The sequence below is a fragment of the Mangrovicoccus sp. HB161399 genome, assembly GCF_013184745.1.
In the GTDB taxonomy this organism is placed as follows: Bacteria; Pseudomonadota; Alphaproteobacteria; order Rhodobacterales; family Rhodobacteraceae; genus Mangrovicoccus.
In genome coordinates this window covers 53,739-66,536 of record NZ_JAATVU010000028.1, presented here as the reverse complement: position 1 = coordinate 66,536, position 12,798 = coordinate 53,739, and the positions used below count along the sequence as shown (strand labels likewise).

Genomic DNA, 12,798 nt, shown 5'->3' with positions numbered 1-12,798 from the left:
CTGCCGGTCCCGGAAAGTTGATATCCGATGCAACTTTCACGGCGGGTGGTTAAATTTTTGTTAACTCTTGGCCGCCCGGAGGTCCGGGACCTGCTGCGGCAGGGCGGTCCGCCGGCTTGGCCGCCGGACCATGGAGCGGGCCGGATGTCCGCTGCGCCTTCAGGCCGAATAGCCGGGGCGCGGCACGGTTGCCATCAGGGACTGGGACAGGCCGCCATCGACGACGATCTCCTGTCCGGTGACGTAGCCGGCCCGTGGGCTGGCGAGGTAGAGCACCGCCTCGGCCATGTCGGCGGGCGTGCCGATCCGTCCGGCCGGGACATGGCGTTCGCGCGCCGCGCGGATGTCCGGATCGGCATAGAACGCCTCGCTGAGCGGCGTCACTACCAGGCCGGGGCTGACCACGTTGGAGCGGATCCCCTGCGGCGCCATCTCGAAGGCGAGCTGCCGCGACAGCATCGAGACCGCCGCCTTGCCGGGGCTGTAGGCGCCGGAAAAGGGCTGCGGCTGGCTGGCCGCGATCGACGAGACATGCACCAGCGCGCCGCCGCCCCGCGCCGCCATCTGCGCGGCGAAGACCTGCGCGGCGATGAGCACGCCCTCCAGGTTCACCGCCAGCATGGTCTTCCAGTCGGCAAGAGGCAGCGCCGCCAGCGGGCCCGGGCGCAGGATGCCCGCGTTGTTCACCAGGATGTCCGCTCCGCCGAAGCGCTCCGCCACGGCCTCGCCCGCCGCGGCGACGCCCGCGGGATCGGAGACGTTGCAGTCGAGCGCCAGGAAGCGGCCGGCCTCGGCGGCGAAGGTGCTGCGCAGCGCCTCTCCGCGCTCTGCCCCGAGATCGAGCGAGGCGACGAAGCAGCCCGCATCCAGCAGCGCCCGAAGGCAGGCCGTGCCGATGCCGCCGCCGCCGCCCGTCACAACCGCGGTCTTTCCCGCGAGGCCGAGCCAGTCCGCCCCGCTCATGCCGCACCTGCCAGGTGGCGGCCGGTGATGTAGCCGAAGGTCATCGCCGGGCCCAGCGTGATGCCCGCCCCGGGATAGTTCCCGCCCATGATCGAGGCCCGGTCGTTGCCCACCGCGTAGAGGCCGGGGATCGCCGTGCCCTGGCGGTCGAGCACCTGTCCCTGCACGGTGGTTTCCAGTCCGTCGAAGGTGCCCAGGTCGCCCATGATGACCTTGACCGCATAGAACGGCCCGGTCTCGATCGGCGCGACGCAGGGGTTGGGCTTGTTGTCGGGATCGGCGAGATAGCGGTTGAACGAGGTCGTGCCGCGGCCGAATTCGGGATCCTCGCCGTGTTGAGCAGTTTCGTTGTAGGCCTTGACTGTGGCCTCCAGCCCGGCCGGATCGATGCCGCAGGCCGTGGCTAGCTCCGCCAGCGAGCGGCCGTGCTTGAGGTAACCGGTGCGCTGGAACAGCTGCGGCGGAACCGGCGAAGGCTTGGCATAGCCCAGCCCGTATTTCGCCAGCGCCCTGCGGTCGGCGATCAGCCAGCAGGCGGTCTCGGTCTCGCCCTCGCAGGCCCGGATCAGCGCGGCGCCGACATCGTGGTAGCTTTCGCTCTCGTTGGTGAAGCGCCGCCCGTCCTTCAGCACCGCAACGATGCCGGGCTTGTAGCGGTCCAGAAGATGCGGGAAGGCGATCTCCCGTCCCTTGCCCATGGGCACTTTCGACACCGGCATCCAGGCCGAGGCATTGGGGAAGCGCAGGTCGAACTTGCCGCCCGCCGCGACGCCCAGGTCGATGCCGTCGCCGGTGCTGCCTTCGGGGACCGGCGTCAGGTGCTCGCCGCCGCGGCGCAGATGTGGATAGGCCCTGCGCAGCTTCTCCAGATCCCGCGCGAAGCCGCCCGCCGCCAGCACCACGCCCTTGCGCGCGCGTAGCGCGACCTTGCCGGAGGGCGTCGAGACCACCGCGCCGCTGACGCCCGAGGGACCCGATATCAGCGCGTCGGCGGGCGCGGAGGTGTGGATCGGGATGCCGAGGTCGAAGCAGCTTTTCGCCAGCCGCGCGGCCAGGGCGTTGCCCGAGGTCACCTTGGTGCCGCGGCCGTAGCGCAGCACTTCGAGGAAATGCGCCGCCAGCCGCCGCGCGACATAGGCGAAGGAGCCCAGCGACTTGGTGGCGTTGAAGAAATGCTTGATGTCGGCATTCGAGGAATTGAACATCATCCCCATGAAGGTGATGGTCTTCAAGGGTGGCCGCAGCCGCTTCATGTCCTTGCCGAGACCCACCGTGTCATAGGGCGCGGCCAGTACCGAGCGGCCGACATCGACCCCGCCCGGAACAAGCGGGTGGTAGTCGGGATACAGCGTCGGCACGAAGGCGACCTCGGTCTTCGACTCGAAGAAATCCAGCATCTCCGGCCCGGTCTCCAGATAGGCCTCGACCGCCTCGGCATCGTAGAAATTGCCGGTCTCCTCGCGCATGTAGCGCCGTGCCGCGCCGCGGCTGTCCTCCGCGCCGCAGTGGCGGTTGCCGGGGATCCACAGCACCCCGCCGGAAAAGGCGGTGGAGCCGCCGAAGACCGGCTCCTTCTCGATCACCACGACGTCGAGCCCGTGCAGTGCGGCGGTGACCGCCGTGGCCAATCCGCCGGCGCCCGACCCGATCACGAGCACGTCGCATTCCTGCCCGTCTCGGAGCATCTCTTCCATGTGAATCCTCCCGGAAATTGCGGCGCTGCCTCTCCCCGGCCCGCGCCTCCGGGGTCCAATCTCCGCCATGGGGCCGCCGGAATGAATGGACGCGGGCCTGCAAAAATTGCATATTTGATGCGGGCCCGCGGGAGGAACCGGAGAGGGCGCAGCGGCAGACGGAGGAGGAACGCCATGCTGGACACGGAAATTCCGCTTTGTTTTCTTTACGGTGATCCGATCTCCGACGTGGAGATGGACTTCCTGCATATCGAGCCGATCCGCGAGCGCAGCGGCGCACATGATTGGATAATTCACGAGCATTCCCATCCCGAGCATGTGCAGCTTCTGCTGGTTGAACGCGGCGGCGGGCTCTACCGGGTGGAGGGGCAGGAAATCGAGGTGCCGGTGGGCAGCCTGATCGTCGTTCCGGCCGGCATGGTGCACGAATTCCACTTTGCCTCCGGCACCGACGGCTATGTCATCAACGCGGCCACCGCCTATCTGCGCGCGGTCGCCGGGCAGGATGCGCGGCTGGCCGAACCGCTGTCCCGCCCTGCGGTCTATCCGGCGGAGGCGGGCGGCGCCGACGGCGGCTCGATGGCCGACCTCTTCCGCTGGTGCTACCGCGAATACGTCTGGTCCGCGCCCGGCCGCCGCGCCGCGATCCAGGGGCAGATGCTGCAGATGCTGGTGGCGCTGATGCGCGCGGCATCCGAGGCGGGCGGGCCGGTGCTGGCGGCGGGCGACCGCGACTATGCGCTGGTCTGCCGCTTCCGCGAGGCGCTGGAAGACGGGTTCCGCACCAGCCGCTCGATCGCCGACTATGCCCGCGCGCTCGGCGTCACCACCCACCGGCTGAACCAGGCCTGCCGGGCGCGGGCGGGGAAATCGCCCTCGGGCCTCCTGCATGAGCGCACCATCGTCGAGGCCAAGCGGTACCTGATCTACATGGAACGCTCGGTGGCGGAAATCGGCTACGAGCTCGGCTTCGAGGACCCGGCCTATTTCAGCCGCTACTTCACCCGCCGCGTCGGCCGGACGCCGGGCGCATACCGCAGGGCGATGATCGAGGGCCGCGCCCGGGCCGCGCTTCCGGAAGTGCAATAGGAACCGCCGAAGCTGCATTCAGCGCCTGCCGCCCCGCCGCTAGAACGGACGGGGAATTCCGAAGGAGGGCAAGGCGATGTTCCATGAATTGCGGGTCTATGACTTGATGCCGGGCAAGGGGCCCGAATACCTGGAGCTGTTCCGCACGCGGGGCGTGCAGCATGTGACGCGTCACCTGCCGATGGCGGGCTACTGGCTGACCGATACAGGCGCGCTGAACCGCATCTACCATCTGTGGATCTACGCCTCGCTTGAGGAACGCGCGGCGGCACGCGCCGGCCTGGGCGGCGACCGCGACTGGAACGAGGGCTTCGTTCCAGCGGGTTTCCCGCTGATCGTGACGCAGGAGAACATGCTGATGCGCTGCGAGGAGTCCTCTGCGCTGCTCGACCGGGTGGTCGAAGGGCGGCTGGCGGGCCACGGGCCGCAGGAGGCGGGTGCGCCGATGTTCGGCGCGCGGCTCCTGTCGCTGGTCCGGGGAAGGGGCAGGGCGGGCGGAGAGCTGCTCGGACGCTGGTCGGTGATCTCCGGCGCGGCGCCGGGCGCGCAGGTCTCGCTCTTTGCCCACGAGGCGGGCGGCAATCCTTTTGCCACGGCCGAAGGCGCGGAGCGCCACGAGATCCTGCGGCCGCTGGAACTCTCGCCCCTGCGCTGAAACGAAAGAGGGGACCGGCAAGTTCTGCCGGTCCCCTCAGCCGTCCCCGCGGAGGGTCTCATCCCATCAGGTTCGGGAGCATCAGGATGAGTTCGGGGAAAGCGAGGATGATGCCGATGATGACGATCTCGCCGACCAGGAAGGGGGTCACGCCGGCGAAGACCGATTGCAGCGGGATGTCGGGGCGGATGCCGCTGACCACGTAGCAGTTGAGGCCCACCGGCGGGGTCACGACGCCGATTTCGATCAGCTTGACCAGCAGGATGCCGAACCAGATCGGATCGTAGCCGAGCGCCGTGACCGCCGGGAACACCACCGGCAGGGTCAGCATCATCATGCCCAGCCCGTCGAGGATCATCCCCAGGAGGAGGTACATCACGATGATCCCGGCCATGATCGCCCAGCGGGGCATGTCGAGCCCGGTCACCCAGTCGGTGACTTCGCCCGGCAGCCCGGTGAAGGCGAGGAAGCGCACGAAGATCATCACCCCCCAGATCACCATGAAGATCATGACGGTGGTGCGCACCGTGTCCAGCAGCCCGTCATGGAAGTCGCGCCGGCCGATCCGCTTCCACAGCGCCATGCACAGGATGATCGCGGTGGCGACGCCCGCGGATTCCGTCGGCGTCATCCAGCCCAGGTAGATGCCGCCGAGGATCACGCCGACCACGGCGAAGACGCCGCTGACCTGCGGCAGCGCGCGCAGCTTCTCCATGAAGGTGGTGGAGGGCTCCAGCGGCGCCAGCTCGGGCTTCGCCTTCACGACCACGGTGATGACCAGCAGGTAGACGATGACCGAGATCACCCCCGGCACCAGCCCGGCGAGCAGGAGCTTGGCCACCGACTGCTCGACGATGATGCCGTAGATCACCAGGATCGCCGAGGGCGGGATCAATGCGGCCAGCGTGCCTCCGACGGCGACGACGCCCGCGGCGAGGCGGCGGTCATAGCCGCGTGCCTCCATCTCCGGCAGGGCGAGCCGGGTGAAGACCGCCGTCGAGGCGGTCGAGGCGCCCGACACGGCCGCGAAGCCCGCCGAGGCGAAGATCGTCGCGGTGGCCAGCCCGCCGGGCGCGCGGCCGACCCATTTGCGCGCCGCGTCATAGGCCGAGGTGGTGATCCCGGCATGCATGGCGAGGAAACCGATGGTGATGAACAGGGGCAGCACGCTCAGCGCGTAATGCCCGGAATTGGCGTGGGGCACGATGCCGGCCAGCCCGGTCGCAACGGTCGGGTTGCGCAGGATCATCATGCCGGCGATGCCGGTGAAGGCCGAGGCGAAGGCGACCGGCACGCCGAGCACGACGAGAAGGACCAGCGCCGCGATGCCGACGATGCCCAGGGTGATGGGGTCCATGATGTGGCCTCACTCGTAGGGGGTTGTCTCGATGGCATCCGCAGGATGCCCGAAGAGGCGCGAGCCGCCGCCCTGCGCCGCCAGCCGCGCGGCCTCGGCCCATTGCAGCGCCAGCCGCAGGAACAGGAGGGAAAGCGCGCCGGTCACCAGCAGGATGCCGGGCCAGAGCGGGATGCCGATTTCCGGCGTGTCGCCGCCATTGCCCCAGGCGCGGCCGAAATTCAGCCAGCTGCCCTTCGCCAGGACGGCGGTGACGAACAGCATGATGCTCAGCGCGAAGAGCTCGCCCATCCATTTGGCGCGGCCGGTCAGCCGGTCGCTGACCAGCGTCATGCGGACATTGCCGAAATGGCTCTGGCAATAGGAGACGCCCAGCGTCACCAGCGCGACCATCAGCTGCTCGATGATGTCGATCGATCCGCGGATCGCGTGGTTGAACATCCCGCGGCCCAGCACCTCGGCGCAGACCAGCGCCATCAGCGCGAGGATCAGCAGCCCGGCAACCAGTGCCGCAAGCCGCTCGATCCGGCCGAGTCCGCGGTCCAGCGTTTCGATCATGGCGCGCAATGGGGTGTCCTCCGGGTGGCGGCGGGGCCGGGACCCGAAAGTCCCGGCAATGCGGTCACTCGCCGGGCTGGGCATCGGCGGCTTCCGAGATGATCAGGTCGAAGAGCTCCTGGCCGGGATAGCCGCGGGCGGTGACATCGTCGATCCAGGCCTGCCAGCTGGGCTGCGCGGCGGCGTCCAGCACCTCGCGGATGCCGGGCGTGGCCGGGATGCGGGTCAGGCCCTGCTCGGCGAAGAGCTTCTCGTTCTCCGCGTCGGCCGCTGCATAGGCCTCGATCTGGTGGGCATAGGCGGCGGGCACGGCCTCGTCGAGCAGCGCCCTGTATTGCGGCGGCAGCGCGTCATAGGCGTCGCGGTTGGCGGCGACGGTGCACTGGATCGTGCCGAGGTTCCAGCCGTCGGTGACCCAGTCCGACAGCTCGTGGAAGCGGTAGGCGACGAAGGCGTAGGTGTAGGGATAGGCGATGCCGTCGATCACGCCGCGTTCGAGCGAGTTGTAGAGATCCGGCGCGGGCATGGTGGAGGGCACGGCGCCGAGCGCCTCCATCAGCACGGCATGCCCGGCCGAGGCGTTGATCCTCAGCCCGTCCCACTCGTCGGCGGTCTCGGGCGGGGTGCCGCGGCCCATCACCTCGTAATTGGGCATCAGCGCGGACATGACCGGAACGGCGTTCCACTTCGCCCATTCCTCCCGGATGGCCGGGTGCGCCAGGAAGGCCGTGTAGGCCCGCACCTGGGCGTCGAAATCCGTCATCGGCAGGAAGGCGAGGCTCAGTCCCATCGTCGCCGGGGTCTTCTCGGGATGGTAGTAGGCGCAGATCGTGGCGGCCTCGAAGGCGCCAAGCTGCAGCCCGTCGATATTCTCCTTCGGGTCCGACAGCACGCCGCCATATTCCAGCGACAGCTCGAACCGTCCGCCGGTCTTCTCGGCGAGATAGTCCTTCAGCCCCTCGACGCCCTCGGTGAAGCCGCGCCGCGCGCCCCAGAGCGATACCAGCCAGCGGACCTTGGGCCCGTCCACCTCGGCCGCCGCAGCCGAGCCGGGAAAGCTGCCCGCCGCCGCGATGCTCAGGGCCGCCGCCACCACGCCTGCCAGCCCCGCCGGGGCCAATTTCCTGTCGAATTTCATGCTGTCCTCCCTGTGATCTCCGGACGGGAGGTCCCGCTTCCATGGCTCCGCCGCCCGCCCTGAGGCGGGTCACGCTGGCGTCCGTCATGGCCGGAACGGTCCTCCCGGGAGCGATCCGTCTCCTCTTGGCCGCGCCCCGTCCGGAACGTCACAGAAAACCGGCAAGGGCTGAATGGAGAAAAGACGGAAAAAAGTTGCACATTTCCTGCGCCGTGCGGCCGCAGGCGCACCGGCGCCGGAGCGGTGCCGGAACGGCGTCCAGGGCAGGATTTCCGGGCATCCCACTGTTTTCGTGCCGGAATGCTGCTGTTCGCCTGACGGGCGCGGTCCCTGGCGTGCGCCGGAGCAGGGGCAGAAAATTGCAGATTTCCGTGCGGCGGGCGGGTCAGAGATCGTCGAGCGAGGCGATGAAGCTGGAGAACAGCTCGCCCTGCGAGCTGACCCCGAGCTTGCCGTAGATGTTGCGCCGGTGGATGCGCACCGTCCCCGAGGCGATCCCCAGCGCCTGGCCGGTCGCCTCTGCCGAATGGCCCTTCAGCGTGTATTCGACGATCTCCGCCTCGCGCGGGGTCAGGATGTTGCGGCCGAAGCGCTGGAAGGCGTCGTCGATCAGCTTGGGCAGACGCGGCCCGTCCAGCGGCGCGCGGTCGGAAAATTCCGACACCAGCCCGGTCCAGTGCTTGCGCGAGGCCGCCTCGACGAAGGGGAAGATCGCCTGCAGGTCGCGGAATTCGCGCGCCGAGAACGCCCGGTGCTCGCGCATGGCCGATATCACGACGCTTACATTGTCGCCGACATCGACGATAAAGCCTATTTCTTCGGCAAGGCCGGTCTGCACATAGTAGTTCCGGAAATATTCGGCCTGGTAGAAGCGGTCGGGCGCGAGGTCGCGCAGCCGCACCAGCCGGGAGGTCGTGGGGGCGGCGGAATGCAGGTAGAACGGATCCAGAAGATACGGCCCCTCCTGGTAGTCGTCGACCATCACGCAGCGCTTCGCCGCCGGAAAATCGTCATATATATCAAGGGGCCGGTTGTCCCGGTAATAGCCGAAGACCACCGTGAACTCGAACGGCACGACGCGCCGGATCGCGACCGTCAGCGCCTTCGGGAAGGCCGGGGTCCCCAGCGCTGCGACTGCGCCGGCGCTGCCCGCGACCCAGTCTTCCATCAGAGGTTTCACAGCCATCTATGCCCTTTGTGATATATACAGCCATAGGCTCATTACGTACCAATTCCGGAAATTACGGCATATGCGGCTCCGGGCAAGGCAAAAACCCGAGCAGGCTGCCGGAAGGGTAAGACGGCCAGGGAACAGGATGATTCAGGAACCGATCATGGAGCGCGCCGCCAGCATGCATGTCCGCCCCGAAGAGACCGTTGCCGAATTCGTCGGCGCCACCAAGCGCTATGGCGAGGTGCTGGCCGCCGACCGCATCGACCTGCGCATCCGCCGCGGCGAGTTCCTGTCCTTCCTGGGCCCCTCCGGCTGCGGCAAGACCACGGCGCTGCGCATGCTCGCGGGCTTCGAGACGCCCACGGACGGCACCGTGCTGATCGATGGGCAGGATGTCAGCGCGGTCCCGGCGCACCGCCGGCCCGTCAACATGGTGTTCCAGCATTACGCGCTCTTCCCGCACATGACGGTCGAGGAGAACGTGGGCTACGGCCTGCGCCAGCGCCGCCCGCGCCTGTCCCGCCGCGAGATCGGGGACAAGGTGGCGAAGGCGCTGGCGACGGTGCGGCTCGACGCCTTCGGCCCGCGCCGCATCTGGGAGATGTCCGGCGGCCAGCAGCAGCGCGTCGCGCTGGCCCGGGCCATCGTCAACGAGCCGAAGATCCTGCTGCTCGACGAGCCGATGGCGGCGCTCGACGCCAAGCTGCGCGGCGAGATGCAGCGCGAGCTTCTCGATCTGCAGCGCCAGCTGGGCATCACCTTCGTCCTCGTCACCCATGACCAGGAGGAGGCGCTGGCCATGTCGGACCGCATCTGCATCATGGGCAAGGGCCGGATCGCGCAGATCGGCAGCCCGCAGGAGCTCTATGACCGGCCCGCGACCCGCTATGTCGCGGATTTCGTCGGCAAGGCGAACATCCTCTCCGCCAGGATCGTCGCCCGCGCGGGCGGGACCGCGCAGGCCGTGCTGGGCAACGGCGCCGCCGTGACCGTGGCCGATGCGCCCGGCGATGCCCGCGGCGAGGCCGAGATCGCCGTGCGCCCGGAGGCGCTGTCGCTTGCGCCCTCCGGCGAGGCGCCGGGGCCGGGCGTGGCGGCGGTGGCGGCGACGGTCACGCACCGCACCTTCCTCGGCGATCACACCGAATACCTGCTGGACGCTCCGGGCGTGGGCGCGCTGCAGGTCAATGTCCCGCGACAGGCCGAAAGAGTTCCGGGCGGGCATGGCATGGGCGCATCCGTCCATGTCATCTGGCCGGAGGGGGCGGGGCTCGTCCTCGCCGCCGGCTGAGCGCAAGAAGACAATCCAACAAGGGAAATCCGAGATGAAAGACGATCAACAGCCGATCTCGCGCAAGGCCTTCATGGAAGAACTGGAACGCTACCGGAAAGGGTCGGTGACGCGCCGCCACTTCCTCGGCGTGACGGGGCTCGGCACCGCCATGGCGGTGATGGGCGGATCGCTGCCGCGCATGGCCCGGGCCCAGGACATCGGCAACCGCGTGGTGCTGGCGACCTGGCCGAACTACCACGACCCGGCGGATTTCGACGCCTTCACCGACAAGACCGGCGCCTACACGCAGGTCAATGTCTTCGGCTCGAACGAGGAGATGCTGGCCAAGATCCAGGCCGGCGGTTCGGGCTGGGACGTCTTCGTGCCCACCAACTACGCCATCCCGACCTATGTCGATGCCGGGCTGATCGAGCCGCTCGACCTGTCGAAGATCCCCAATTACGACCCGGCCTCCTACGATCCGCGCTTTGCCGAGGCCGGCACGATCGACGGCACGGTCTACGGCGTGCCGAAGAACTGGGGCACCACCGGCATCGCCTTCAACTCCTCGAAGACCGGCGGCGTGGTGGATAGCTGGAAGACCTTCTTCGACGGCGCCCGCGACCAGTTCGACGGCCGCGTGATGGTGCATGACTACCAGCTGACGACCATCGGCAACGCGCTGGTCTATCACGGCTTCAGCTTCAACTCGGTCGATCCGGCGGAACTGGCCAAGGCAGAGGAGCTGCTGATCGACGTCAAGCCGCATCTCTACGCGATCTCCTCGGACTACCAGCCCTCCATGCGCAACGGCGATGCCTGGCTGACCATGTGCTGGACCGGCGACGGCAAGCAGATGAACACCGACATGCCCGAGATCGGCTTCGCGCTCGGGAAAGAGGGCGGCGAGATCTGGTCGGACTATTACGCCATTCCGAAGGACGCGCCCCACAAGGACGCCGCCTATGCGCTGATCAACTTCCTGCTCGATCCGGAAGTGAACGCGCGCGAGGCGCTGGCCCATGGCTACCCGGTGGCGGATGCCCGCACCAACGCGCTGCTGCCGCAGGAGCTGCTGGACGATCCGATCATCTATCCGGCGGCCGAAGCGCTGAGCCCGCTGGAATTCGGCGCAGCGGTGACGCTGACCGATCCGAACCGGGCCGAGCTGATGGCGCGGTTCAAGTCGGCCTAAGGCGGAGGAGGGACGATGGCCATGACGCGATCCCGCGCGCGGGCGCTCCTGCTGACACCGGCGGGTCTGTGGTACGCGGCGATGCTGCTTTTGCCGCTGGCCGTCGTTCTGATCTTCTCCTTCGGGGAGCGCAGCCAGATCGGCGGCTACGCTCCCGGCTTCACGCTGGAGCAATACGCGAACCTGCCCGCCCGCTTCGCTGCCTTCCGCAATACGCTGACGCTGGCGCCCTTGGGCACGCTGGCCTCGCTGCTGATCGCCTATCCGCTGGCCTACTACCTCGCGGTCAAGGTCACGCCGAAATGGAAGACCATGCTGCTGGTGCTGGTGATCGTGCCGTTCTGGACCTCGATCCTGATCCGCTCCTACGCCTGGATTTTCCTTCTGGGCGGCAAGGGCATCCCGGCATTTCTGGCCATGTTCGGGCTGGAAGACGTACGGCTTCTCAACACGCCCTTCGCCGTGCTCGTCGGCATCGTCTACGGCTACCTGCCGCTGATGGTCTTCCCGATCTACGTGGCGCTGGAAAAGCTCGACAAGCGCCTGCTGGAGGCTGCCGCCGATCTGGGCACGCCGCCCTGGCGCGCCTTCCTGCAGATCACCCTGCCGCTTTCCATGCCGGGCGTGCTGACCGGGTCGATGCTGGTCTTCATCCTGCTGATGGGCGAGTTCCTGATCCCCTCGATCCTCGGCGGCGGCAAGGTGTTCTTCGTCGGCAACGCCCTCGTCGATCTCTTCCTGCAGTCGCGCAACTGGCCCTTCGGCTCGGCCGTCGCGGTGGGACTGGTCTTGGTGATGCTGGTGACGGTCGGGCTCTATACCCGCGCGGCGAAGCGCTTCGGTGCCGGCCGCGACGATGCCGCGCTGATGTGAGGGCGCCATGAGACTCTATGCACTGGCGGTCTACGCCTTCCTCTACCTGCCGATCGCGATCATCGCGCTCTTCTCCTTCTCGGCCGGGCGCTCCGCCTCGTCGATGCAGGGCTTCTCTCTCAGCTGGTACGGCCGGGCGCTGAACAACCCCTTCGTGATGGAGGCGCTCTGGACCTCGGTGAAGGTCGCCTTCCTCTCGGCCTGCCTTGCCACTGTGGTGGGCACCATGGCCGCGCTGGCGCTGACCGGCATGAAGGGGCGCGTGCGCAGGGTCTTCGATCTGGCCGTTCAGATAGCGGTGATGATCCCCGGCATCGTCATCGGCATCGCCACGCTGATCGCGCTGGTCACCGTCTTCGACCTGGTGAACCCCTGGCTGGAACCGCTGACCGGCCTGAAGCTGTCGCTCGGCACCGGATCGCTGATCGGGGCGCACGGGCTCTTCACCATGTCGCTCGTCGTGCTTCTGGTCCGCGGCCGGATGGAGACGCTGGACCCGGCGCTCATCGAAGCCTCGAACGATCTCGGCGCCACGCCTTTCGGCACCTTCCGGCAGGTGACCTTCCCGCAGATCCTGCCCGCGATCCTGGCCGGGTTCCTGCTGGCCTTCACCTTCAGCTTCGACGATTTCATCATCGCCTTCTTCGTCGCGGGCGCCGAGACGACGCTGCCGATCTATGTGTTCTCCTCGATCCGCCGCGGCGTCACCCCGGAAATCAACGCGATCGGCACCATGGTCATGGCTGCCTCGCTTATCGTCCTGATCGGCGCGCAGCTGATGCTGCGCCGGTCGCAGGCGCGACCGCGCCCCTGAACAATCCCTGGGAGA

12 protein-coding genes are annotated in these 12,798 nt (G+C 68.0%); 6 read left to right on the top strand and 6 right to left on the bottom strand.

Translation table 11 applies throughout. The annotated features are described in order from the left end of the window. Positions 1 to 159: 159 nt before the first annotated feature. Both HCC78_RS16690 and HCC78_RS16685 read right to left on the bottom strand, forming a co-directional pair. Positions 160 to 963, bottom strand: a complete 804-nt coding sequence (locus HCC78_RS16690) for an SDR family NAD(P)-dependent oxidoreductase (protein ID WP_172329926.1) — start codon at positions 961 to 963, stop codon at positions 160 to 162. Then, positions 960 to 2,657 (bottom strand): FAD-dependent oxidoreductase, encoded by a 1,698-nt coding sequence (locus HCC78_RS16685; protein ID WP_172329925.1) that lies wholly within the window; start codon positions 2,655 to 2,657, stop codon positions 960 to 962. Before HCC78_RS16685 ends, HCC78_RS16690 begins: the two co-directional genes overlap by 4 nt. 174 nt (positions 2,658 to 2,831) lie before the next feature. On the opposite strand from HCC78_RS16685, the gene HCC78_RS16680 reads away from it, so the two are divergent. Together HCC78_RS16680 and HCC78_RS16675 are read left to right on the top strand one after the other, a co-directional pair. Further along, the gene (locus tag HCC78_RS16680; RefSeq protein WP_172329924.1) at positions 2,832 to 3,746 is read left to right on the top strand and encodes a helix-turn-helix domain-containing protein; all 915 of its coding nucleotides are present in this window, start codon (positions 2,832 to 2,834) and stop codon (positions 3,744 to 3,746) included. A 76-nt stretch (positions 3,747 to 3,822) separates the two neighbouring features. After that, on the top strand, positions 3,823 to 4,401 hold the full coding sequence (locus HCC78_RS16675; RefSeq protein ID WP_172329923.1) for an NIPSNAP family protein: 579 nt from the start codon (positions 3,823 to 3,825) through the stop codon (positions 4,399 to 4,401). 58 nt (positions 4,402 to 4,459) lie between these two features. Here the strand turns inward: HCC78_RS16675 and HCC78_RS16670 are convergent, their stop codons facing one another. The 4 genes from HCC78_RS16670 to HCC78_RS16655 form a co-directional block, all read right to left on the bottom strand. Continuing rightward, positions 4,460 to 5,758, bottom strand: a complete 1,299-nt coding sequence (locus HCC78_RS16670) for a TRAP transporter large permease (protein WP_172329922.1) — start codon at positions 5,756 to 5,758, stop codon at positions 4,460 to 4,462. 9 nt (positions 5,759 to 5,767) lie between these two features. Further along, positions 5,768 to 6,316, bottom strand: a complete 549-nt coding sequence (locus tag HCC78_RS16665; RefSeq protein ID WP_172329921.1) for a TRAP transporter small permease — start codon at positions 6,314 to 6,316, stop codon at positions 5,768 to 5,770. 64 nt (positions 6,317 to 6,380) lie between these two features. Further along, complete coding sequence (gene dctP / locus HCC78_RS16660) at positions 6,381 to 7,454, bottom strand: TRAP transporter substrate-binding protein DctP (RefSeq protein WP_172329920.1); 1,074 nt, start codon at positions 7,452 to 7,454, stop codon at positions 6,381 to 6,383. A 385-nt stretch (positions 7,455 to 7,839) separates the two neighbouring features. Further along, the gene (locus HCC78_RS16655) at positions 7,840 to 8,640 is read right to left on the bottom strand and encodes a LuxR family transcriptional regulator (RefSeq protein WP_253949215.1); all 801 of its coding nucleotides are present in this window, start codon (positions 8,638 to 8,640) and stop codon (positions 7,840 to 7,842) included. A 148-nt stretch (positions 8,641 to 8,788) separates the two neighbouring features. Between HCC78_RS16655 and HCC78_RS16650 the strand changes: the two genes are divergently transcribed. Genes HCC78_RS16650 through HCC78_RS16635 form a run of 4 tightly spaced genes read left to right on the top strand, consistent with a single transcriptional unit; the run spans position 8,789 to position 12,783 of the window. Then, complete coding sequence (locus tag HCC78_RS16650; RefSeq protein WP_371743850.1) at positions 8,789 to 9,919, top strand: ABC transporter ATP-binding protein; 1,131 nt, start codon at positions 8,789 to 8,791, stop codon at positions 9,917 to 9,919. A gap of 34 nt (positions 9,920 to 9,953) precedes the next feature. Then, a complete protein-coding gene (locus tag HCC78_RS16645) occupies positions 9,954 to 11,096 on the top strand; it encodes a PotD/PotF family extracellular solute-binding protein (RefSeq protein WP_172329919.1) in 1,143 nt (380 codons plus the stop codon). A 15-nt stretch (positions 11,097 to 11,111) separates the two neighbouring features. Then, on the top strand, positions 11,112 to 11,969 hold the full coding sequence (locus tag HCC78_RS16640) for an ABC transporter permease (RefSeq protein ID WP_172329918.1): 858 nt from the start codon (positions 11,112 to 11,114) through the stop codon (positions 11,967 to 11,969). 7 nt (positions 11,970 to 11,976) lie between these two features. After that, complete coding sequence (locus HCC78_RS16635) at positions 11,977 to 12,783, top strand: ABC transporter permease (RefSeq protein WP_172329917.1); 807 nt, start codon at positions 11,977 to 11,979, stop codon at positions 12,781 to 12,783. Positions 12,784 to 12,798 lie beyond the last annotated feature (15 nt).

Coding starts and splice junctions, on each gene's coding strand:
- HCC78_RS16635 (WP_172329917.1), top strand. CDS start 11,977: ATGAGACTCTATGCACTGGCGGTCTACGCCTTCCTCTACCTGCCGATC.
- HCC78_RS16665 (WP_172329921.1), bottom strand. CDS start 6,316: ATGATCGAAACGCTGGACCGCGGACTCGGCCGGATCGAGCGGCTTGCG.
- HCC78_RS16650 (WP_371743850.1), top strand. CDS start 8,789: ATGGAGCGCGCCGCCAGCATGCATGTCCGCCCCGAAGAGACCGTTGCC.
- HCC78_RS16675 (WP_172329923.1), top strand. CDS start 3,823: ATGTTCCATGAATTGCGGGTCTATGACTTGATGCCGGGCAAGGGGCCC.
- dctP (WP_172329920.1), bottom strand. CDS start 7,454: ATGAAATTCGACAGGAAATTGGCCCCGGCGGGGCTGGCAGGCGTGGTG.
- HCC78_RS16670 (WP_172329922.1), bottom strand. CDS start 5,758: ATGGACCCCATCACCCTGGGCATCGTCGGCATCGCGGCGCTGGTCCTT.
- HCC78_RS16680 (WP_172329924.1), top strand. CDS start 2,832: ATGCTGGACACGGAAATTCCGCTTTGTTTTCTTTACGGTGATCCGATC.
- HCC78_RS16655 (WP_253949215.1), bottom strand. CDS start 8,640: ATGGCTGTGAAACCTCTGATGGAAGACTGGGTCGCGGGCAGCGCCGGC.
- HCC78_RS16685 (WP_172329925.1), bottom strand. CDS start 2,657: ATGGAAGAGATGCTCCGAGACGGGCAGGAATGCGACGTGCTCGTGATC.
- HCC78_RS16645 (WP_172329919.1), top strand. CDS start 9,954: ATGAAAGACGATCAACAGCCGATCTCGCGCAAGGCCTTCATGGAAGAA.
- HCC78_RS16690 (WP_172329926.1), bottom strand. CDS start 963: ATGAGCGGGGCGGACTGGCTCGGCCTCGCGGGAAAGACCGCGGTTGTG.
- HCC78_RS16640 (WP_172329918.1), top strand. CDS start 11,112: ATGGCCATGACGCGATCCCGCGCGCGGGCGCTCCTGCTGACACCGGCG.